Raw genomic sequence first — 20,923 nt, 5'->3', positions numbered from 1 at the left:
CCACCCGAACGACATCGACCCCAGGGAATGGCCATGACGACCGCCGGGCCCGAGACCACCGACAACGACGCCAGGGACGCCTATCTCGACCTGTTGAAACGCTGCCTGACCCGATACTCCGGCGGGCGGATCTTCCTGGCCCCGCCGCTGGCGAAGGCGCGCACGATGGAGCAGATCCAGCGGGGCAGGTTCGCCCATCAGGACGCCGACACCATGATCGGGTGGCCGCGCCTCGACAACGTCCGGCACTGCGTGGAGACCGTGCTCCGGGAACACGTGCCGGGAGACCTGCTCGAAGCCGGTGTGTGGCGTGGCGGCTGCTGCATGTTCATGCGCGCGATCCTCAGAGCGTGGGGCGTCACCGACCGCAGGGTGTGGGTGGCCGACTCGTTCGCCGGGTTCCCTGAGCCGGACACCGGCCGGTATCCGGACGACGCCGTCTTCGACAGCGCCATCGCGCGGGAGATCCTCGACGATTTCGGATACCCGATCGCCGTCGGCCTGGACGAGGTGAGGTCCAGGTTCGCCTCCTACGGACTGCTGGACGACCAGGTCCGCTTCCTCGCCGGGTACTTCGCCGACACCCTGCCGCAGGCCCCGGTCGAGCGCCTGGCCGTCATGCGGCTGGACGGAGACATGTACCAGTCGACCTTCGAGTCCCTTGAGCATCTGTACCCGAAGCTGTCGGCGGGGGGTTTCTGCATAGTCGACGACTATGTCCTGGACGGCTGCCGTAAGGCGGTCGACCGTTTCCGTGACACGTACGGGATATCGGATCCGATCGAGAGAATCGATTGGACCGGGGTTTTCTGGCGCAGGACGACAGGGGAAACCGGCGTGGATCAGCGGTAGGCGAGGCGGCGCAGGAGGATCTCGGCCGGGCCGCGGTACCCCGCCCGGCGCATCAGGTCGGCACCGGCGACCGACACCGCCCAGGTGAGCACGGCGACCACGACCGCTCCCGCGAAGCCGAGGTCGTCCTGGAGGTTCAGGCCGTACGGGTAGAACACGGCGACGAACACGACCGACTGGAACAGGTAGAAGGTCAGCGACCGCCGGCCCAGAGCCTGCACGGCTGTGGTGAGGGGGCCGCGGCGGCGGTCCGCCCGCAGCGCGACGAGGGCCACCAGGCCCGCCACGCCGATGCCGCCGAAGTAGCCGGTGAGTGGCTGGGCTCCGGCTGCGATGATCATCGCTGTGCCGGACGGGTCGGGCCACAGGTTCGACTCGATGAGCCAGGCGGGCAGGGAGCCCGCCACCGACAACGCCGTCGTGACGATCGTGGCGCGGACCAGGAACGGGCGGTGTGCGGCGGGGTCGTCCAGGACGCGGCGGCGGGCGGCCCACATGCCGAGGGCGGTACCGGGGACGACCAGGAGAAGGCAGAGCCCGGTCCTCGCCGGCAGGCTCGTGACCCGGCTGACGAACATCTCCCACGGTGTCCGGTCACCGGCGGCGGCGCTGAGGACCGCGAAAAGGGAGGTGTCCCGCGTCATCGGCTCGTACATGCCCACCGCGACCGCCACCGTGCAGGGGATCAGGACCAGGCCGGCCGTCCACAGCAGGACCGCGTCGCCGCGTCGCAGCAACCCGACCAGCAGGACGGAACACAGGCCGTACGCGGCGAGGATGTCCACGGGGGCCAGCAGCGCCGTGTGCGCCAGGCCCAGGACGATCAGCCACCACCCGCGGCGGCGCAGCAGCTTCCTGGCGGACGTCCAGTCGCCGCCGCGCTCCCGCCGGCGGTGCAGGAGCTGCACCAGGGCGTATCCGAAGAGGAACGCGAACAGCGGCCGGGCGTGGTTGAGGACGAACACCGTCTGGAGCAGGCCGCCGACGACGCCGGGGTCGGTCCCGGTCACGAACAGCGGGGCGTGGGTCAGGGCGATGGCCAGCAGCATGACCCCCCGTGCCAGATCCGGCGCCGGCGCCCTGGCCGTGGAGGCCGGGGAATGACCGTTGGCCGGCGGCGGGCTGTTCCGGCGCGTCATGGTATCGATGCTAGGGAGCGTGCGACATGTGATCAATGGAATCGAATGATTGGCCGTGGTGCGACGAGCCGCCTGACGGGGCGATCGCGGATCGAGTCGTTTCCCGCGTTTCCAGCGGGGCCGGGAAAGCCGTCTCCGCCTATTCGAGTGTTTCGGGTGACATGGTCCGCCGGGTTGTTTCGGGCCGCCGGATATCGACGCCGCGGGCCGCTCCGGAAGGCTCGGGCAGGGCAGGGGTTCTGGAACACGTGCCCGGCGGCGCCGTGCCGGGCACGTGCGCCCGTGTCCGGCGGGCCCGGGCCTGAAATGCGGGAGAAAGCCGAATTCCGGCGGCGGTTCGGCGGAGGAGAACGGAATGGCGGGAGGCTGCCGCGTTCCGCCGGCGGGAGCCGGGGAATGAGATTTCCCGGGGGGCCCGTTGTGCCCGCGTCGGTATGCCGCGCCGATACGGTGCAGGATTACGGCGGTCTTATGTCGTAGCCGAATCAGCCACGCCATTGACATTCAAGAGTCGCACAATAAGCTCCTGCTCGTAGGTGATCCTGTTTCAGAGGAGGCGCCTGTGGTGGCGAACGACATCGCCAGAGTGATCTTGGCGGCGGGTTGCCGTGACGAGGAGATCGCAGCCGTCATCGAGTCCGTGGGGCCCGCGCGGATCGCCGGGATGCTGGTCGACGAGATCGCGTACAGATGGGAGCGGCCGCCCGTCGAACTGGGAGAGGAGGTCGTGGTCCAGCTGTGTTTCGGGCACGACGCCGGTGAGATCTCCTATCTGGTGAGGGTCGGCTCGGCCGGTGTGGCCTACGAGCCGGGCGTCGCGGAGAAGCCCCACGCGAGGGTCGAGCAGGATCTGCGCGAGGCGGTGCGGGCGGTGTTCGGGCCGGATGACGGCCGCGCCGCGGCCGGCAGACGGCTGGAACTATGCGTGTCGGACTCCCCGACGGCGTTCGTGCAGCCGCCGGCGGCGTTCTGGGTGGCGCAGCGGTTGCTGGCGACCACGGACGACCGCGACCGGTCCGGCCTGACGGAGCTGGCCAGCCGGTATGGCTCGGACAAGTGGGGGATCCACCGTTACACCCCGCACTACCGGCACCATTTCGAGCCGCTGCGCGACAGGCCGCTGACCATCCTGGAGATCGGCGTCGGCGGCTTCAGCCTCAGCGCGAACGGCTACGGCGACCCGGCCCGGGGCGGTGAGTCGTTGCGGATGTGGAAGCACTACTTCCCGCGCGCCCTGGTCTACGGGATCGACATCGTCGACAAGCGGGCGCTGTCCGAGCAGCGGATCACCATTCTGCACGCGGATCAGTCGAATCCCGCCGAACTGGACGAGGTGATCAGGGAAACGGGCCCCCTGGACATCGTGATCGACGATGGAAGCCACCGCAGCGAGCACGTCCTGACATCCCTCAGAACGCTGTTCCCGCATCTCCGGAACGGCGGCCTGTATGTGATCGAGGACCTCCAGACCTCCTACTGGCCGAGGTTCGGCGGGAACAGCGATGTGTTCGACAGCCCGTCGACGAGTGTCGGGTTCCTGAAATCCCTGGTCGACGGCCTGAACCACGAGGAGATCCTGGATTCCAGCGATCGCGTCCCCGGTGACTTCGACCGGTCCGTCAGGGGCCTGCACTTCTACCACAACATCGTGTTCATCGAGAAGGGCCTGAACGTCGAGGGCGGTGGCCCCGTCTGGCTCAGGTACCCACCCGATCATCAGGGGTGACCGGACCACCCGCCGGCACCCGGCGCTTTCGCGCGCGGACGGCCTACCGGTCGCATCTCTGCGAACGACCGAGGTGAGCCATGCGCGTGTTGTTCACGACCTCCCCCGGGCTGGGGCACATGTTCCCGGTCGTCTCGCTGGCCTGGGCACTGCGGGCGGCCGGGCACGAGATCCTCGTCGCCACCGCCGGCCGTCGTGAGGGCCACGTCCAGGCGATGGCCGACGCCGGCCTGCCGGTGGTGGAGGCGCTGACCGCCGTCGAGGCGAACAAGGCCTTCGCCGCCGGGATCGTGTCCTGGATGAGGGACGAGGGCAGGGGCGTGGCGGGAACGCGGGAGTGGCCCCGGACGGTGGGCAGGGAGCTGGCGCGCAACGGCGGCAGGCTGGAGACCGTCGCGCGGATGTACGGCCCGCTCTCCGCGTCCATGGCGGGCGAGGTGGTGTCCGTCGCCGAGCGGTGGCGGCCGGACCTGGTCGTGCACACCCCGTTGGAGGGGGCCGGTCCGCTGGCCGCGGCCAAGCTCGGGGTGCCGGCCGTCGAACAGCCCATCGGGTTCAGCCGCAACGAGGGGGTCGCACCCGTGCTGCGCGGGGCGATGGACGAGGTCTACCGCGCGCACGGCGTGTCCGGGCCGCCCGAGCGGAGAGCCGCCCTGTCCGTCGCTCCACGGAGCATGACCGGCGAGGTGACCGGGGTGTGGCCGATGCGGTACGTGCCCTACAACGGCGGTGGGGTGCAGGCCGGCTGGCTGCGTGTACGGCCGGACCGCCCGCGGGTGGCGCTCACCCTGGGCTCCGTGGTGGTGAACTGGCACGAGGGGCTCGGCCCGCTGTCCTGGGTGGCGGAGGTGGCCGGGAACGTGGACGCCGAGTTCGTGCTCGCCCTCGGTGACGACGTCGACCCGGCGCGGCTCGGCAGGCTGCCGGAGAACGTATGGCCGGCCGGTTATGTCCCGCTCACCCAGCTGTTGGCGACCTGCTCGGCGAGCGTCCACCACGGTGGGTCCGGCAGCACGATGGCTTCCCTGGACGCCGGGATCCCGCAGCTGATCCTGCCGCGGTCGGCGGACCAGTTCGTCAACGCCGACGCGGTGGTCGGGCGGGGGTGCGGCCTGGCGACGGAGGACGTCGTGGACACCGGCCTGATCGTCCGGCTGCTCTCCGACGAGCGGCCGGCGACGGCCGCCGCGCAGGTGCGGGCCGAGATGCGAGCCATGCCCTCGCCGGCCGAGGTGGTGCCCAGGCTGGTCGAGCTGGCGGGATGAGGGTCTCCGGTGCGCGGAATGACGCCGGTGAAAGGCCGGGGGCTTTCCGGAGTGCGCGCCTCCGTGCCCCGCCCGGCTGAGCAGCCGGGAGGCCTCGGGCGCGCGGCGGACGTCCCAGGCGGTGACCGGAAGCGGCGCCAGCGCGCCGCGTTCCACCAGCCCGACCACGTCGGCCAGCATCTCCCGCACCCGGTCCGGGCCGGGATCGAGCACGGTCTCGCCCGCCTTCGCCCCGGCCAGCTCGACCAGCCCGTAGTAGGCGGTGAGGAACACCGTCGGCAGCGCGGCCGCCTCGGCCCAGGTCAGTCCGGGCCGGGACGCGGGCGAGCAGCCGGTGGTCCGTGACGGTGACCGGGCCCGCTCCGCCGGTCATCATGCCCAGCACCCGGTCTCCCACCGCGAAGCCGGTGACGCCGGGACCGAGATTCCGGCGCCCTCGCTCCAGCTGGTGCCGTCGGCGTCGGCGCTGAAGGGTTTGCACCGGCCGTCCGGGGCGAGACCGCGCTGCCTGCTGAACTCGATGTGCGTCCGCGGAGTGGACATCACGGTCGCCCCGCCGACCACGGCGAGATCGCACTCGCCCGCGCGCAGGGCCCGGATCGCGAGGTGCAGCGCGACCAGCGATGAGGAGCAGGCGGTGTCGACGGTGAGGGCCGGGCCCTCGAAGCCGAAGGTGTAGGCGATCCTGCCGGACGCCACGCTCCCGGCGCTGCCGATCCCGAGATAGCCCTCGTGCTCGGCCGGCATCGGCGACAGCCGGCCGCCGTAGTCGGCGTACATCACGCCGACGTAGACGCCGGTGCGGGTGCCGCGGAGGGTGGCGGTGTCGAGTGCGGCGTGGTCGAGTGCCTGCCAGGTGGTTTCGAGGAGAAGGCGTTGCTGGGGGTCGGTGGCGGCGGCTTCGCGGGGGCTGATGCCGAAGAAGGGGGCGTCGAAGTGGGCGGCGGTGGGGAGGAATCCGCCGCGGGTGGTGTAGGTGGTGCCGGGGTGGTCGGGGTCGGGGTGGTAGAGGGTGTCCAGTGGCCAGCCGCGGTCGGTGGGGAAGGGGCCGATGGCGTCGCGGCCGTTGACGAGGAGGTCCCAGTACTGTTCGGGGGAGTCGGCGCCGCCGGGGAAGCGGCAGCCCATTCCGATCACCGCGATCGGTTCGCCCGCCGTTCCGGCGAGTTCCGCCTCGGCGGCGTGCAGCCGCTGCCGGGTCCGGTGCAACTCGGACGTCGCCCGCCGGAGATAGTCACGCAGTCTGTCCTCACCGGTCGCCATGCCTCACCTGCCACCGCCTTCGCCAGCCGAGACGGTCGAAGGCGTGCCGTCACGACGGCCGGGCCTTCCGTGCCAGGCTCATCGGGTTGCCTGAATGGCGGCTTGCTTGTCGCTAAAGCGGTATGGCGTCCGGAATGAGGTTAGTTGCGGTCGTCGTACCGGAATCCGGAGATCACCAGGTCGATCAGGTAGTGGGTCTCCTCCCGGCTGTCGCCGACCTGGCCCGAGGCCAGCACCACGGCGTTGACCAGGGTCAACGTGCGTTCGGCGTCGACGTCGGGGCGGATGGCGCGGGCCTGCTGCGCGGGCCGCAGCAGCGAGTCGACGGCCAGCGACAGGCTGCGCCGGCAGCTCTGGAACAGCTCGGCGTCGCCTTCGTATCGGCCGGTGATCAGGCCCTTCATCCCGCGGTGCTCGGTGAGCAGACCGGCGAACTCGTGCAGCCAGCCGACCAGTGCCCGCAGCGGGTCCTCGCAGGAGACGGCGAGCTCGTCGGCGCGGGAGGCGAGTGCCTGGACGTGCCCGACGTACACCGCGGCGAGCAGGGCCTCCCTGGTGGGGAACCTGCGGTACAACGTGGCCGTGCCCACGCCCGCGGCCCGCGCGATCTCGCTGAGCGGGGCCTCCGGCCCCTGTTCGGCGAAGACGTGCGTCGCCACCTCCACCAGACGCTCGACGTTGCGCTGGGCGTCCGAGCGCAACCCCTTCGCGTGGTCCGTGGTCATCGTCGACCTCCGAGAAATGGGCGGGTCGCCCGTTTACAAAGTGGGCGGGTCGCCCATATCGTAGTGCACGCCTGACGCGCCCTGGGGAGCAAGCCCGGTGGCGCCGGCCCGACCAGGACGTGGCCATGCCTGGGGCACCTTGCCCGTTCCCTGTAGAAGAGGCTCACATGACTGAGCGGACCACGACCCCTGGTGGCAGACACTCGGCGATCGTGCTTGCCGTGGTGCTCGCCTGCCAGCTGATGGTCGGTATCGACGCCACCATCGTCAACATCGCCCTGCCCGAGATCCAGACACAACTGCACTTCTCGCAGACCGGCCTGGCATGGGTGTTCAACGCGTACACCCTCGCGTTCGGCGGGTTGCTGCTGCTCGGCGGCCGCGCGGGAGACCTGCTCGGCCGACGCCGGATGTTCGCCTTCGGCGTGCTGCTGTTCACCGCGGCGTCGCTGCTCGGCGGCCTCGCGACCCAGTCGTGGTGGCTGGTCGCGGCCCGTGCGCTGCAGGGCATCGGCGGCGCGATGGCCTCGCCGAACGTGCTGTCGCTGATCATGTCCAACTACGAGGACGGCCCCCGGCGGACCCATGCGCTCAGCGTGTTCGCCGTGGCCTCCAGCGCCAGCCTCGCCCTCGGCCTGCTCGCCGGCGGCGCGCTGACCTCGGCCGGCTCCTGGCGCTGGGTGTTCTTCGTGAACGTGCCCATCGGCGCGGCGATCCTCATCCTCACGCCGATCTTCGTGCACGAGACGGAGACGCACCGCGGCCGGTTCGACCTCGTCGGCGCGATCACCGCGACCATCGGCGTGGCCGGGCTGGCCTACGGGGTGATCCGCACCGCGACCTCCGGCTGGGGTGATCCGATCACCATCGCGGTCTTCGTCGCCGCGGTGCTGGTGCTCGTCTGCTTCATCCTGGTCGAAAAGCGGGCCGAACAGCCGATCATGCCGCTGCGGCTGTTCGCCGACCGGCGCAGGGCCGCGGCGTACGTGAACACCCTGCTGGTGCCGAGCACCATCTTCGCGGTCATCTACTTCCTCACCCAGTACCTGCAGGAAGGCTTCGGGTACGGCCCGCTGGCGACGGGTGTCGCGTTCCTGCCCATGACCGTCGTGCTGATGGGCGTGGTCCGGCTGGTCGGCAGACTGATCAAGAGATGGGGCACCCGCCCGGTGATGGCGGTCGGGATCGCGTTCGTCACCGCCGCGTTGCTGTGGCTCACCCGGCTGACCAGCGGCAGCGGCTACCTGGCCGACGTGCTCGGTCCGCTGGTACTGCTCGGCGTCGGCGCGGGGCTCACCACCGTCGCGCTGAGCGTCACCTCACTGTCCGGCGTGCGCCGGGAGGACTCCGGCGCCGGCGCCGGGCTGTTCCAGACACTGCAGTGGACCAGCTGGTCCCTCGGCCTCGCGGTGCTGGTCACCGTGTACCACCAGGCCGCGACCGAGGGCGGCGGCGTGGCGGAGTCGCTGGCACGCGGCACCGCGTCGGCGTTCGCCGGCGCGTCGGTGATCGCGGTGATCGCCCTGATCAGCACGCTGATCTTCGTGCGCAGCGCGATCCAGCCGGGCGCGCCCGCCGCCCCGGCGGACCCCCCGGCCGGCAAGGTGCCGCCCGAGCAGGCCGAGGCCGGTGCCCGCAGCCGGGACTGAGAATCCCGCCCTCGGCTTAGATCCGCTTGAGAGCCTCCGACGACACTCGCTGCCGTGGGAGGCACTCAGTGGAGGAAACCGAGAACATGACCAAGACCAACACCGCCCGTCCACTGCGCGGGACCGTCGCGCGGCTCGTGGAGCTGCACGAGGAGAAGCTGCCCGTTCTCGACCAGCACCGCGGCCTCGATCGGGTCGCCCAGCGCGGTGCCGGTACCGTGCAACTCGACGTACTGCACCTCGCGCGGCGCCACCCCGGCCCGCCGGCACGCCGCCAGCAGTACTTCGCGCTGCGCGTCCGGGCTCGGCACGGTCAGCCCGCCGGTCGCGCCGTCGTTGTTGATCGCGCTGCCGCGGACGACGCACAGCACCTCGTCGCCGTCGGCGAGGGCGGTCCGCAGCGGCTTCAGCAGCATCGCCACGCCGCCCTCGCCGCGGACGTACCCGTTGGCGGCGGCGTCGAACGTCGCGCACCGGCCGTCGGGCGAGAGCCCGCCGAAACGCTCGGCGGCGATCGTGCTGTCCGCCGCCAGCATCAGGTTCACGCCCGCGACCAGGGCCGCGTCGCATTCACCGGCGTGCAGGCTCTCGACGGCGAGGTGCACCGCGACGAGCGAGGAGGACTGCGCGGTGTCCACGGAGATGCTGGGCCCGCGGAGGCCGAGCGTGTAGGACACGCGGTTGGCGAGGACACCGCGGTTGAGTCCGGTGAGCGTGTAGGGCGTGATCGCCGAAGGACCCGCCCGGTGGGCCAGCGTCGCGTAGTCGTCGGCCATCGCGCCGACGAACACGCCGTACGGGGCGCCACGCGCCGCCGCGGGCAGGATCCCGGCCGCCTCGAACGCCTCCCAGGCCAGTTCGAGCAGCAGCCGCTGCTGCGGGTCCAGTGCCGCGGCCTCACGCGGGGAGATCGCGAAGAAACCGGCGTCGAACTCGTCGACCGTGTCGAGAAAACCGCCGCGCGCGGGCGCTCCCTGGCGGTCCGCCGGGGCGTCCCGGACGGCGTCCCGGCCGTCGGCGAGCAACATGCGGGTGCCCCAGGTGTTCGACCAGGACGAAGACGGGGTCGTGATCCTGCTGACCACCCGGCCGGCCGACGCGGACGTCGACGCGGTGCGCCGGTCGGCCCGGGGCTGCCCGGCGGTCGCCATCACCATCGACGAATGACATCCCGGAGGAACTGAGATGACGGAGACCACGACCGCGCCGGCGGCGGCGCTCGATCAGCCCTTCCGTGGCCCCGCGCGCTGTTCGACCCGCCGCAGCTGTATGCCCGGTTGCGGGCCGAACGGCCCGTGACTCGGGTGACCACGGCTGAGGGACAGCCGGTGTGGCTGGTCACCCGGTACGACGACGTGCGCGCCGTTCTCATCGACCCCCGGGTGAGCGCGGACTCGCGCGACCCGGGCTTCCCCCGGATCGGGGCCCGCCCGCCGAGCGACGCGGAGCGGCCGTTCCTGCGGATGGACCGGCCCGAGCACACGGTGTTCCGCCGGCTCCTCGTCAGGCATTTCACGGTCAAGCGGATGCAGGCGCTGGAGCCGAGGATCCAGCGGCTGGTGGACGAGACCGTCGACGCGATGATCGCGGGCGATCGCCCGGTGGACCTGGTCGAGGCGCTGGCGGTGCCGGTGCCCTCGACGGTGCTGAGCTGGATCCTCGGGGTGCGCGCAGGACTGGCAGTTCTTCAACACCGCCTCGCAGCACCTGCTGAACGGCCATGACGTCAGCGACCCGGCCGCGCCCGGCCGCGCCCGGCCGCGCCCGTCCGCGCCAGGGAGGCCGGTGCGGCACTGCGCGGCTACCTCACGATCTCGCAGCTGGTGGTGCTCCGCGTGGCCACCGAGGACATCGAGGTCGGCGGGGTGGTCATCCCGGCGGGTGAGGGGATCGTGCCACTGACGGTGTCAGCGGACCGGGATCACCCCCAGTTCGCCGACGCGGACCGGTTCGACCTGCACCGGCAGACCCAGGGCCACCTCGCCTTCGGCTACGGCGTGCATCAGTGCGTCGGCCAGGCACTGGCCCGCATCGAACTGCAGGTGATCTTCAGGACGCTGCTGCGCAGACTGCCCGGCCTGCGGCTGGCGGTGGACCCCGGTGAGGTGCCGTTCCGGCTGTACTCGCAGGTCAACAGCGTCGTCACGCTGCCGGTCACCTGGTGACTCCGTACACCTGCGAGAAAACGGCGATGCCCGGGACCCGGATTCACGAGTCCCGGGCATCGTTGTCCTCAGCCGTTGCCATCGGTCGGGCGCACTCAACCGATCGGCGCAACATCCCCTCGTCCGGCAACCGTCCTCCGGTATCCCCGCGGGCCGGAAGTGACATGGATGTCACATATCTGACTCTTTACTTGGCGACCCGTCAACCTTTATCGTTCCGGGTGAATGCTTTGTTGATCATGGCCGCGTGAAAACGTCGTGCCGAGCATTTGCTTTTTCACCTCCGTGCGGCGTTCGGTTGGGCGTTCTTGCTGGCAATATCCACTGGAGGCAAAGGTTTGCAGGAGAACGGCCGCCGCAGTGCCTCCCGCCGCGGCTGATCCCCGAAAACGATCACCAAGATTCCTGATCGCGTACTGCCGGCGATGACCGCCGCCGTGAAGACCGCCCGTCCAGGGCTGTTCAGAGTGCCTGCGTCGTCGGGCCGACCGCTCCGATGACCTAACGGGAAGAGTCGCCACTTGTTGTACGACTATCCTTATGACGTAGGGAGCGAGCATCACTTTCTCGGCCTTCCTGGACTGCTTCCCGGGAGCGAGACATATCTCAAGCTGGAGGGTGTCAATCTCGCTGGATCGATAAAACTCAAGGCCGCCCTCGGAATGGTCGAGGCCGCCGAGCGCAGCGACCGGCTGCGACCCGACGGACACATCATCGAGTCTTCGTCCGGAAGTCTCGGCGTGGCCCTGGCGCTGATCGCGGCCGTCAAGAGGTACACGTTCACCTGCGTCGTCGATCCTCACATCTCGCGCACCTCGCTTGCCGCGATCCGTGCGTACGGGGCTCGCGTCATCTGCGTCGACCAGGTGGACGCGAACGGCGGCTACCTGCAGTCGAGGCTGGAGACCGTCCAGTGCTGCGTCGAGGCCGACCCGTCGATCGTCTGGCTCAACCAGTACAGCAACCCGGCCAATCCTGCGGCGCACATCACGGGCACAGCGGCCGGCATTCTCGACCAGTTCCCCCGGATCGACTACCTGTTCGTCGGGGTGGGCACGGCCGGGACCTTCATGGGCTGCGTCGAGCACTTCCGCAGGCATTCGCCGAGTACCCGGGTCATCGCGGTCGACGCCGTGGGCTCGGTGACCTTCGGCGGCGAGGCGCAGACTCGTCGTATCCCCGGGCTGGGCGCCAGCAAGACGCCTCCGCTCTTCAAGAGCGGTCGCGCTTACCGGCAGATCCAGGTGGCCGAGACCGACACGATCCGATGTTGCCGGATGCTCGCACAGAGTTACGGCTATCTCGCCGGAGGATCGACCGGGTCCATCATCGCGGCCGTCCTCGCCATGCGTTCCACCATCGAGCCCGGATCGCTTGTCGTCGCGCTCTCACCTGACATCGGCGATCGCTATGTCGACACCGTCTACGACGACGACTGGGTCCGGTCGCGGTACGGAGCCGAGGCACTTGAGCCCATGAGAGCGGATACCGAGCCGAGATCGCACCGCGGACGAGTAACCCACCAGCGGGTCTACGGAGGAGAAACCACGTGCGCTTCACCCTAGTCAGTGGCCCGACCGTGCGTCGGATCATCGACAGTCGGCGTTCGGACATCGTCGACGTCGTCCGGGCGACCTACATCGAGCACCACCGAGGCCGTTCGGTCAATCCGCGCAGTCACTTCCTGCGGTTTCCGGAAAAGCCTGACGCGCGCATCATCGCGCTGCCCGCGTTCCTGGCGGATCACGACCTGGCCGGAATCAAGTGGATCAGCAGCTTCCCGCAGAACGTTGAGCGCAATGTGGCCCGCGCCTCTTCGGTGCTGGTCCTCAACGACTATGCGACGGGTTATCCCTTCGCCTGTCTCGAGTCGTCGCACATCAGCGCTGCGCGTACCGCGGCCTCGGCGGTGCTGGCGGCCGAGTGCGTCGTGGGATCCAGAGCGGTTGAACGAGTTCTCTTCGTCGGGGCAGGCGTACTCGCCAGAACGATCGCCGACTTCCTCCTTGACCAGCAGTGGGAGATTGCCGAGTGCGAAATGTTCGACCTCGAAACACGTTACGCTCAGGCACTGTCGTCCCACGTCGGCAGTGCGGGTGTCGAGGCGAGGGCCGTGACCGATGTCTCCGCGGCGCTCGGTCGAGCCGATCTGGTCGTGCTCGCGACCACGGCGGCGAGCCCCTGGCTCACCGATCCGTCCTGGTTGCGCCCGGGGCAGTGCATCCTCAACATCTCGCTCCGGGACCTGGCGCCGGAGGTGATCCTGGAGGCTCACAACTTCGTGGACGACATCGACCACTGCCTGACCGCGAACACCTCGCCGCATCTTGCCGAGCAGGCCGTCGGGCACAGGCGGTTCATCGACGGGACGATCGCGGAGATGCTCCTGGGCGAGGTCAAGACAGAGGCCGACCGGCCGCGGATCGTCTCGCCGTTCGGACTCGGTGTGCTCGATCTCGCGGTGGGCGAACATGTCCATCGGGTGGCCTCGCTCGACGGAGCCGTGACATCCGTACCTGACTTCTTCGGCCCTGTCGAGCGTTGGGAGGGCGCGTGACGGATCTGATCTCCGATCGCCCTCGCACCGATCGGTCACCGGCGGTACCGGACTGTGTGAGCACGGGGCGTCGCGGTGGTCACCGTGTGAATGCGCCTGAGACGACCTCGCCTTCGGCGACGACGACGGCCGGTCCGCTCAGGTGGCTGCTCCGGTCGTCGAGCATGATCGTGAGCCGTCCACCGGGAACGTCCACCCGCCAGCAGCTCTTTGGCAGGATGCCCGCGGGCGAGGCTGAAGAGGTCAAGGCCGCCGCGACGGCCGCGGCGACCGCACCGGTCCCGCACGAGCGGGTCTCTCCGACTCCCCGCTCGTGGACGCGCATGGCGATGTGGCGGTCGCCGAGGAACTGAAAGAACTCGACGTTGACTCCGTCGCCGAAGACCGACGCGTCGAAGCCCGGGGGGCTGGTCAGATCGAGGTCGGCGATCGGGATGTCCACCGGACAGGCCAGGTGCGGATTGCCCATGGAGACCCGGTGGCCTCGGTGCTCGCGTCCGGCGAGGACCACCGTGCCGGGACCGAGGATCTCGGGCGTGCCCATGTCGACGGAGATGTCGCCGGAGGAGGCGACGGTGACGCGGCGCGGTCCGGCCATCGTGGCGATCGACCACGTTCCGGGTGCGGCCAGTCCCGTGTCGACCAGGAAACGGGCGAAAACGCGGGCACCGTTGCCGCACATCTGGCCTACGCTGCCGTCGGCGTTGCGGCAGTCCATGAACCACTCCGCCGTACCGGCGAGCGCCTCGATCTTCGGGATACCGGAGGCCAGGCTGCGGACCACGCGGAGCACGCCGTCCGCGCCGAGCCCGGTGCGCCGGTCGCACAGGGCCGCGGCGGTCCCGGACGTCAGTTCCATCCGGCCGTCGGGATCGGGAATGAGGAGGAAGTCGTTCTCGGTGCCGTGTCCCTTCGCGAATCGCATCCGGTGATCTTACGGCGCGCCCGGCGTTTCAGCGCGGCGAAGTCCACTCGAGAGACAGGTGGCTCGCCGCGCGGCCGGTGCGGATCTCCATGCGCTCGCCGACGATGGTCGCCTGGTCGAGGACGGCGACGAGATCTCGGGCGTCGTAGGTGATGGCCGGGTGCCCGGCGGTGGCGTTCAGCGTGCATCAGGGCGGACCGGAATGGCACGGTCTCCCTGCGTACATTGAGAGTCGCCGAGTGTATGAGACTGATGGGCATGTGAATCCTCTGGTGTGAAGTTGATCTCCGGTCAAGCCCCGCCGAGCGCTACGCAGGGCGACGAATGGTTACGGAGATTGATGCGCCGGAAAGGCTTGTGGAAGGGCCTGAACGACGTCGAGATCACCACCGTGAGTGGGTCGGTTGGTAAAATAACCGCCGCCTGAAAAGTGTCCGCGGTGGCCGCCTTTCCGTCGAACTCGAAGCCCTCTATCGCACAACAATGAGGGGCTCCGAACCTCACGGACATCCGGCTGAATGATCTGCTTTACACCGCCCGATTGTTCGTCGACTGCTCATCGAGGACTTCCGTTCGCGGGCGACGTCACGATGGGCGAATGCAATCGCCGTTGATTGTGGAAACCCTCGATAAACCGTATGACTTCCCGTCGCGCATCCACACGGGGCGGGAACGTCATGTGATGGATCAGGTCCGTCTTCGGTTTGTCGAAGAACGATTCGGCCATGGTGTTATCATGGCATACGGCGGCGTGACCGATGGATTTTCCGATGCGGTGCCTCCGCAGAGTTCCGTCGAACGGATGTGACGTGTACCGGCTGCCCCGATCGTTATGAAGAATCGCGCCGGAGACGGGACGAACCCGCGCGACGGCCATGGCGAGGGCGGCGCACACCGGCTCCGCGGATAACTCGTGCCGACCGACAGGTCGATAACGGCCTTGCTTTGACAATGGATCGCCGTCGCCAAATGCGACGGTTCTTCTCCGGTGTCGATCCGCGTGATGTCGCCGAGCGGTTTCACCTCTGGCGCCTCGGCGCCGAAATCCCGCTCCGCCAGGCCGGGGATCGGCTCCGCCCGCCGATCCTGCCGGGTCAGGCCCGCCCGCCGCCGCTTGCCCTGCACCGGCACCAAGCCAATCTCCCCCGTCGCCCCCCACGCCCGTCCGCCGCGGCCCGGTATGGACTCTCGGATATCCATACGTGTGCTGCGATTCGACGTGACCTTTCTGATCATCGACTTCAGGTCCTCCTGTCACTGCCGGTTATCCGGCAACGGGTGATCTCTCCGGTCGTAATGGCGCGGCCGCGACACCTCCATGACGGGAAACCAATAAATTAGCCTTCTCGGTATCAACGAGCCGGTACGGCTCGGCTGCTCGACGTCCCCGGCGAAGAAGGTGGCCGCTTTTTTCGGGGGGGAACGTGTTCTCCTGCCCGGGCCTCCGAATGTGCTGTTCCGTCTCACGCGCTCCGGCTCGCTCGACGGCGTCCCGCACCTCCTCGGTGATCCCCGATCGCCGGCGCCTTTCTTTCTCGATCCACGTGCGAACGGTCTCACGTGACACCCCGAATGACAGGCATGTCTGACTTGACGTCACCCAATCGTTCAAGATCATCTTGACTGCCTCGATATTGACCACCTCGGCCTTGAACTCGCCGGAGTAATTCTTGTCCGCAATTTCCTTCCCTTCCCGGTTCGCCTCGAGCTCTGCCGGGCGCTGTGTCCGGAAGGTTTGGGGCATCTCAATAGCGCCTTCTGGGAAGGCTCGTTGCAGGTCGATTGCCTGGGACCGGCCTCGCCTCCGGTGCTCTCGGAGCAATCTGCTCACTTTGTGGAGGGGGTTGACGTGTCTTGGGTGTCCGTTTTAGTGTTCCTTTCGGTTCGCGATAATCATCGGGGGCCATCCACGGAAAACTCGATTGAGGTGTGGCGAGGAATTCCCGGTCTTTGTAGCCGTGGCAGGAGCCTGGCTCGGTGTCGAAACGAAGGGGGCGCAGGGTCAATTCATCTCTGTGCATCCGTTTATGGCCATTGAGGACTGTCCGGATCGGCGGCGACAGCGCACGTCTTCTCCTCGGAGTGGATTTTGGGTGCGCAGTTAAGCCGGGCACTGTTCCGTCTACGGCAATCGCCGGTCAAGCCCAGGAGCTTCGGTTAACGGTGGTTGTGTGCTTCTGAAACCTCGCATGTCCATGTCCGAAACCTGAACCGCGGCGCACGGTTGTTCTCGAACCGTGCGCGCCTCCCCCCGCCGTTTCTGTTTTGCAGCCGTGTGCGTGGCCATTCGACGGCCTGGACGGCTGTTCTGTCTGTCCGACCGACGAATTTCTGGCGGCACATTCCCGTGCCTAGTGGACAGGAACGATCGACGACAAGAGGTGGTGTCCAGTGCCCCCCAGGGCTGTGGTGACTGGAGCGAGCAGCGGAATCGGTGCGGCGACCGTCCGCCGTCTGACGAAGGAAGGGTTCGACGTCGTGGCCGTGGCCAGGCGCGCGGACCGGCTGGACGCTCTGCGCGAGGAGACCGGCGCGCGGGTGCGGACCCTGGACGTCACCGACGAGGACGCGGTGCGGGACTTCGCGGCCGGCCTGGACGGCTGTGAGCTGTTGGTCAACAACGCGGGCGGCGCCTTCGGCGCGGAGCATGTGGCGGTCGCCGACAGGGCCGACTGGCAGCGGATGTTTTCGGTCAACGTGCTCGGCACCCTGTGCGTGACGCAGGCGCTGTTGCCCCTGCTGCGCGCGGCCGAGGGCGGCGGGACGATCGTGAACCTCACCTCCACCGCCGCGTTCGTCAACTACGAGGGAGGCGGAGGGTACAGCGCGGCCAAGCACGCCGAGCACGCGCTCACCGAGACGTTGCGGCTGGAGTTGAACGGGGAGCCCGTCCGCGTCATCGAGATCGCCCCTGGGATGGTGCGGACGGACGAGTTCGCCGTCAGGCGGTTCCACGGTGACCGCGAGAAGGCCGCCGCCCTGTACGAGGGCGTGGACCGGCCGCTGACGGCCGAGGACGTGGCCGAATGCATCGTCCTGGTCATCGGGCTCCCTCAGCACGTCAACGTTGATCAGATGGTGGTGCGGCCGCTCGCGCAGGCTGCCCAGCACCGGCTGCACCGGGGGCCGCTGTTCGGGCCCTGACTCTCCTTTCACGCTTCGTTCCGACCACCCACCGCAGGCGGCCCGCTCGCCCCGTGACGAACAAGGGATGAACGCCAGTGACACTCTTCCGCGACGAACTGACACCGCAGATGCGGGACTACGACCGCTTCGACGACCCCGGACAGCGGAACTACCAGCCCTATGTCATGTACTTCCACCAGACGAACTTCACCTCGCCGGTGATCAACACCGACCGGTCCGGCTTCCGTCTGTCGCGAGGCCCGGACGGGGAGTCGGCGTCGGCGAGCTCAACCGTGCCCAAGGGGCCGGTGCGGGTGCTGAGCGGCGGCTCCACGGCCCTGGGCGTCGGGGCCACCAGCGACGCCCACACGCTGACCTCGTTGCTGTGGAGTCGCTACGCGCCCTCCCACCCATGGCTCAACTTCGCCGGCCGCTGCTACAACTCCACGCAGGAGGCCCTGATCTTCACGCTGTACCGGCACCAGCTTCCCGAGATCGACGAGGTCGTGATCTTCTCCGGGCTGAACGACCTCACCGTCGGCCGCCTGCCCGAATGGCAGCAGGGGGACCACGGGGCCTTCTTTTTCTGCGGCGAGTACTTCGAGCAGATGGACGAGCTGCGCGAGCGAAACCGGAAGAGCTCGAAGATCTTCGGGCGGCGGGCGGAGCGGGCGCGCACCATCGTCACCCATGATGACGTACGACGGGACATCCCCAAGGTCATCGAGAACGCCGCCGAACTGACGCTGCGCCAGCTCGACGTCTGGCGACGCATGGCCGGGCCGCAGACTCGGATCAGCTACGTCCTGCAGCCGATGGCGCTGTGGATGCGCGATGTCAACGCGCCGGAGGAACAGCGTCTCTTCGACGAGATCGACCGCATCTCGAAACTGGGCACCTGGAAGGAGCTGTACGGGGACATCTCCACCAAGGAGGCAGCCCGGGCCTACGCCGACGCGCTCCGGGTCGGCTGTGAGAAGCAGGGCGCGCGGTTCTTCGACCTGAACCCTGTGGTGGCCGAGACGGCGAAGGCCGACGACTGGCTCTTCGTCGACCGGGCTCACTACACAGACCGCGGGCACGATCTGGTCGCCCGCGTGCTCGCGGAACAGCTCGGGCTCTCCTGAGCCCGACCACCGTTCGATCACTTGGCTCCGCCTCCTGAAAGGGGCTCGGCATGACCTTCCTGCGAAAGATCGTCGACAGAGTGTTCCGGCGCAAGAAGAACAAGCGAAAGAACGACGCATCGATCTACCCGATGTTCTGAGGGTGCAGGTCGTAGTTCCACCACTGTCACCAGTGCTCAGGCCATGGAAGTGAGGTGAGTGAGAACCATGGGGACGAACGCTGCCGCCGGCACGGCCGCAGGAACCGGTCCCGGGACACGACGGTCCGACGAGGGCGGGTCGGCTGCCCGCACGCTTTACGCGTGGTGCGTCGCGCCCGAGGTCATGGTGCCCGGAGGCGTCCTCCTCGACGAGATCCGGGACGAGCTGCGCCGCCCTGCCACCGATGACCGGGCGTCGCTCGGTGATCTGGTCCTGGAGGCCACCGGGTGGGCGAACGAAGCGAGAGCGCGGTTCACGAAGCTGGTCGATCGGGCGGATGAGAAGGGCGACCGCCAAATAGTCGTCCGCAGGGCGGTACTCGGCTGTGCACCGCTGTCCCTGGCATCCGGTGCGTGGCTGCAGTGGCTGAGCGCGCCGGGCAACGCCGACGACCCGCTCGTGCTGCGGATCCTCGCGTTGTACGCCTCAGACGTCGGCGTCGGGCACCCGGGGGCCTCGCGCGGGAGCGCCTACCTGGAACTGCTCCGGCACCTGAGGCTCGCCGAGAACGCCGTGCCGCTGACGCGGCTCGCCGGAGACCGGCGTATCGCGGACAAGGCGTACCTGCTCCCGGCCGTGCTGATGGTCATGAGCCGCCGCCCCGACGACTTCCGCGGCGAGCTCGTGGGCGCCGACCTCTGCCTGCGCACCGTGGGGCTGCTGCCCCCGCTGGCGATGGTCAGGGAGGCGCTGCCCACGGCGGCCGTCTGGAACGTCATCGACCCCTCCTGGGCCAGGGAGGAGGAGCCTTCTCCTGCGGAGGAGAGCCGTTCCGTCGCGGAACTCGTCGGATCGGAAGGCGCGGAGGCCAAGACCGCCGTACGCCTCGGGTTCTCCTGGGCGCTGGGGGTCCTGCGCGACCACATGGACGCCCTGTACGGAGAGCTGGAGGAGTCGCTCGACCCGGCGTACGAGATGGTCGAGCTGATGCGGCTGCGTGCGCGGGAGGGCTCGGTCTACCACCACCAGTTCGAGCTGGAGGGCCGTTCGCTGGCGGCCTGGTTGCAGGACTGCCGGACCGATCCCCGTCCCCTGCTGGCGGTCCTGGCCCGGAGCAAACTGGTCAAACCAGGCCGTTCTGGAGCGAGCTCCCTCGTCCGGGGGCTGGTCAGCGAGCGTGGCCCCATGTTCCGGGTGTTCTCACCGGAGGACCTCGCCGTCATCCGCCGCTGGATCGACTCGCTCCCGTCGACGCCTCCGGAACGGACCGGACCGGCACCGGGCCGGGTGTCCGGCGACGACCGGCTCGCCACAGCGGCGAGCCTGCTCAGAACGGGGCCGCGGCTGGACGGCAGGGAGCCGGCCGACAACCGGGAGGCCTACCACCTCCTGATGACGCGAACCGACACCCCGGTGCTGCGCTCCTGGGCCCTGAACTACGTGGCGGGCTGGCTGGCGCGCTCGGGGCACGGCATGGACGACAGGACGATGCCGCTTCCGCGGACCTGGGACCGGAACGGACTGCGGCCCTGGCTCCAGGCACAGCATGACCGGCACGGGGCCGAGTTCGAGGGGAACGCCGAGGTCCCGCTGCCCTCCCGCGAGGAGGTCATCGACGACACGGTCCAGACCGCGCCGCTGACCCTGATCGACGGGAGCTGGCTCCAGGGCTTCACCGACTACGAACTGGCGTCCTCGGAGATCGGTCACTCGCTCTTCGAGACCTACTGGGACGAGCTCGGCAACGGCGAGGCCAAGCTCAACCACCCGCTCATCTACCGCGAAGTGCTCAAAGAGATGGAGATCGAGCTTCCCCCTACCGCGTCGCTGGAGTTCGCCCGCTGGCCGGGCTTCCGGGACGCCTCATTCGAGCTGCCCGTCTACTGGCTGAGCATCGGCCGGTTTCCCCAGACGTTCCTGCCGGAGGTGCTGGGACTGAATCTGGCCATGGAGCTGTCCGGAGTGGGGGGCACCTACCGGAGGGCCCGCCTCGCCCTGAAGAAATACGGCTTCAACACGCGCTTCGTCGACATCCACAACACCATCGACAACGTCGCCACCGGTCATTCGGCGTGGGCCGCCGACGCGGTCGACACTCTTCTCGCGGGACGGCCGGAGACCACCGGTCCCGGGGCGCGGGCCGAGGTCTGGGAACGGGTGCGGGTGGGATACCGGTCGCTCAACCCGCCCAACGGATTCGGCGCCCGTCGCGCCGCCCGCCGCGCCCGTCTTTCGGGAAAGCGCCGATGAGTCGGTCCGGCGC

The 20,923-nt window shown here is 69.0% G+C and carries 18 protein-coding genes; 13 read left to right on the top strand and 5 right to left on the bottom strand.

From position 1 onward, the window contains the following. The first annotated feature begins 33 nt into the window (after positions 1 to 33). Positions 34 to 852 (top strand): TylF/MycF/NovP-related O-methyltransferase, encoded by an 819-nt coding sequence (locus AB0N02_RS13060; RefSeq protein ID WP_363945469.1) that lies wholly within the window; start codon positions 34 to 36, stop codon positions 850 to 852. On the opposite strand, the gene AB0N02_RS13055 is transcribed toward AB0N02_RS13060, so the two are convergent. Continuing rightward, the gene (locus tag AB0N02_RS13055; RefSeq protein ID WP_363945468.1) at positions 843 to 1,991 is read right to left on the bottom strand and encodes a DUF418 domain-containing protein; all 1,149 of its coding nucleotides are present in this window, start codon (positions 1,989 to 1,991) and stop codon (positions 843 to 845) included. The genes AB0N02_RS13060 and AB0N02_RS13055 overlap by 10 nt on opposite strands. A 565-nt stretch (positions 1,992 to 2,556) precedes the next feature. On the opposite strand from AB0N02_RS13055, the gene AB0N02_RS13050 reads away from it, so the two are divergent. Together AB0N02_RS13050 and AB0N02_RS13045 are read left to right on the top strand one after the other, a co-directional pair. Further along, on the top strand, positions 2,557 to 3,717 hold the full coding sequence (locus AB0N02_RS13050; RefSeq protein ID WP_363945466.1) for a class I SAM-dependent methyltransferase: 1,161 nt from the start codon (positions 2,557 to 2,559) through the stop codon (positions 3,715 to 3,717). Between the two features lie 80 nt (positions 3,718 to 3,797). Continuing rightward, on the top strand, positions 3,798 to 4,982 hold the full coding sequence (locus tag AB0N02_RS13045) for a nucleotide disphospho-sugar-binding domain-containing protein (RefSeq protein ID WP_363945465.1): 1,185 nt from the start codon (positions 3,798 to 3,800) through the stop codon (positions 4,980 to 4,982). Between the two features lie 372 nt (positions 4,983 to 5,354). On the opposite strand, the gene AB0N02_RS13040 is transcribed toward AB0N02_RS13045, so the two are convergent. Beyond that, on the bottom strand, positions 5,355 to 6,245 hold the full coding sequence (locus AB0N02_RS13040) for a beta-ketoacyl synthase N-terminal-like domain-containing protein (protein ID WP_363945464.1): 891 nt from the start codon (positions 6,243 to 6,245) through the stop codon (positions 5,355 to 5,357). Between the two features lie 140 nt (positions 6,246 to 6,385). After that, on the bottom strand, positions 6,386 to 6,970 hold the full coding sequence (locus AB0N02_RS13035; RefSeq protein WP_363945463.1) for a helix-turn-helix domain-containing protein: 585 nt from the start codon (positions 6,968 to 6,970) through the stop codon (positions 6,386 to 6,388). A gap of 167 nt (positions 6,971 to 7,137) precedes the next feature. On the opposite strand from AB0N02_RS13035, the gene AB0N02_RS13030 reads away from it, so the two are divergent. Further along, positions 7,138 to 8,619 carry an MFS transporter gene (locus tag AB0N02_RS13030; RefSeq protein ID WP_363945462.1) on the top strand — a complete coding sequence of 494 codons (1,482 nt, stop codon included), beginning with the start codon at positions 7,138 to 7,140 and terminating at the stop codon, positions 8,617 to 8,619. A 65-nt stretch (positions 8,620 to 8,684) separates the two neighbouring features. Here AB0N02_RS13030 and AB0N02_RS13025 read toward each other — a convergent pair whose 3' ends face one another. Further along, positions 8,685 to 9,647, bottom strand: coding sequence for a polyketide synthase (locus AB0N02_RS13025; protein ID WP_363945461.1), 963 nt, complete (start codon positions 9,645 to 9,647; stop codon positions 8,685 to 8,687). Between AB0N02_RS13025 and AB0N02_RS13020 the strand changes: the two genes are divergently transcribed. The 5 genes from AB0N02_RS13020 to sbnB all read left to right on the top strand — a co-directional run bounded on the left by AB0N02_RS13020 (position 9,646) and on the right by sbnB (position 13,341). Next, positions 9,646 to 9,786 carry a ferredoxin gene (locus tag AB0N02_RS13020; protein ID WP_363945460.1) on the top strand — a complete coding sequence of 47 codons (141 nt, stop codon included), beginning with the start codon at positions 9,646 to 9,648 and terminating at the stop codon, positions 9,784 to 9,786. The two genes, AB0N02_RS13025 and AB0N02_RS13020, sit on opposite strands and share 2 nt — an antisense overlap. A 137-nt stretch (positions 9,787 to 9,923) precedes the next feature. Continuing rightward, positions 9,924 to 10,343, top strand: a complete 420-nt coding sequence (locus AB0N02_RS13015) for a hypothetical protein (RefSeq protein ID WP_363945459.1) — start codon at positions 9,924 to 9,926, stop codon at positions 10,341 to 10,343. Positions 10,344 to 10,442: 99 nt separating this feature from the next. Beyond that, a complete protein-coding gene (locus tag AB0N02_RS13010) occupies positions 10,443 to 10,784 on the top strand; it encodes a cytochrome P450 (RefSeq protein ID WP_363945458.1) in 342 nt (113 codons plus the stop codon). Positions 10,785 to 11,305: 521 nt separating this feature from the next. Next, positions 11,306 to 12,349 carry a 2,3-diaminopropionate biosynthesis protein SbnA gene (gene sbnA / locus AB0N02_RS13005; RefSeq protein ID WP_363945457.1) on the top strand — a complete coding sequence of 348 codons (1,044 nt, stop codon included), beginning with the start codon at positions 11,306 to 11,308 and terminating at the stop codon, positions 12,347 to 12,349. Continuing rightward, entirely contained in the window at positions 12,334 to 13,341 is a 1,008-nt protein-coding gene (gene sbnB, locus AB0N02_RS13000; RefSeq protein ID WP_363945456.1) for a 2,3-diaminopropionate biosynthesis protein SbnB, read from the top strand. The genes sbnA and sbnB overlap by 16 nt, the downstream gene beginning before the upstream one ends. Before the next feature lie 79 nt (positions 13,342 to 13,420). On the opposite strand, the gene dapF is transcribed toward sbnB, so the two are convergent. Further along, the gene (dapF, locus tag AB0N02_RS12995; protein WP_363945455.1) at positions 13,421 to 14,266 is read right to left on the bottom strand and encodes a diaminopimelate epimerase; all 846 of its coding nucleotides are present in this window, start codon (positions 14,264 to 14,266) and stop codon (positions 13,421 to 13,423) included. A 598-nt stretch (positions 14,267 to 14,864) separates the two neighbouring features. Between dapF and AB0N02_RS12990 the strand changes: the two genes are divergently transcribed. From AB0N02_RS12990 to AB0N02_RS12975, 4 genes are all read left to right on the top strand, one after another. Continuing rightward, complete coding sequence (locus AB0N02_RS12990) at positions 14,865 to 15,074, top strand: hypothetical protein (protein WP_363945454.1); 210 nt, start codon at positions 14,865 to 14,867, stop codon at positions 15,072 to 15,074. Between the two features lie 1,583 nt (positions 15,075 to 16,657). Then, entirely contained in the window at positions 16,658 to 17,410 is a 753-nt protein-coding gene (locus tag AB0N02_RS12985; protein WP_363945453.1) for an SDR family oxidoreductase, read from the top strand. A 77-nt stretch (positions 17,411 to 17,487) separates the two neighbouring features. Next, positions 17,488 to 18,519 (top strand): hypothetical protein, encoded by a 1,032-nt coding sequence (locus AB0N02_RS12980; protein ID WP_363945452.1) that lies wholly within the window; start codon positions 17,488 to 17,490, stop codon positions 18,517 to 18,519. A gap of 207 nt (positions 18,520 to 18,726) precedes the next feature. Next, positions 18,727 to 20,910: an iron-containing redox enzyme family protein gene (locus tag AB0N02_RS12975; protein ID WP_363945450.1), complete on the top strand. Its 2,184-nt coding sequence runs from the start codon at positions 18,727 to 18,729 to the stop codon at positions 20,908 to 20,910. The last annotated feature ends 13 nt before the right edge of the window (positions 20,911 to 20,923 follow it).

The sequence above is a fragment of the Streptosporangium sp. NPDC051022 genome, from assembly GCF_040683035.1.
Taxonomy (GTDB): domain Bacteria; phylum Actinomycetota; class Actinomycetes; order Streptosporangiales; family Streptosporangiaceae; genus Streptosporangium.
Note: the sequence above shows the minus strand (reverse complement) of the source record. Positions and strands in the feature narration are given on the sequence as shown.

Coding starts and splice junctions, on each gene's coding strand:
- AB0N02_RS13035 (WP_363945463.1), bottom strand. CDS start 6,970: ATGACCACGGACCACGCGAAGGGGTTGCGCTCGGACGCCCAGCGCAAC.
- AB0N02_RS13045 (WP_363945465.1), top strand. CDS start 3,798: ATGCGCGTGTTGTTCACGACCTCCCCCGGGCTGGGGCACATGTTCCCG.
- AB0N02_RS12990 (WP_363945454.1), top strand. CDS start 14,865: ATGCAATCGCCGTTGATTGTGGAAACCCTCGATAAACCGTATGACTTC.
- dapF (WP_363945455.1), bottom strand. CDS start 14,266: ATGCGATTCGCGAAGGGACACGGCACCGAGAACGACTTCCTCCTCATT.
- AB0N02_RS13020 (WP_363945460.1), top strand. CDS start 9,646: ATGCGGGTGCCCCAGGTGTTCGACCAGGACGAAGACGGGGTCGTGATC.
- AB0N02_RS13025 (WP_363945461.1), bottom strand. CDS start 9,647: ATGTTGCTCGCCGACGGCCGGGACGCCGTCCGGGACGCCCCGGCGGAC.
- AB0N02_RS13030 (WP_363945462.1), top strand. CDS start 7,138: ATGACTGAGCGGACCACGACCCCTGGTGGCAGACACTCGGCGATCGTG.
- AB0N02_RS13055 (WP_363945468.1), bottom strand. CDS start 1,991: ATGACGCGCCGGAACAGCCCGCCGCCGGCCAACGGTCATTCCCCGGCC.
- AB0N02_RS13040 (WP_363945464.1), bottom strand. CDS start 6,245: ATGGCGACCGGTGAGGACAGACTGCGTGACTATCTCCGGCGGGCGACG.
- AB0N02_RS12975 (WP_363945450.1), top strand. CDS start 18,727: ATGGGGACGAACGCTGCCGCCGGCACGGCCGCAGGAACCGGTCCCGGG.
- AB0N02_RS13060 (WP_363945469.1), top strand. CDS start 34: ATGACGACCGCCGGGCCCGAGACCACCGACAACGACGCCAGGGACGCC.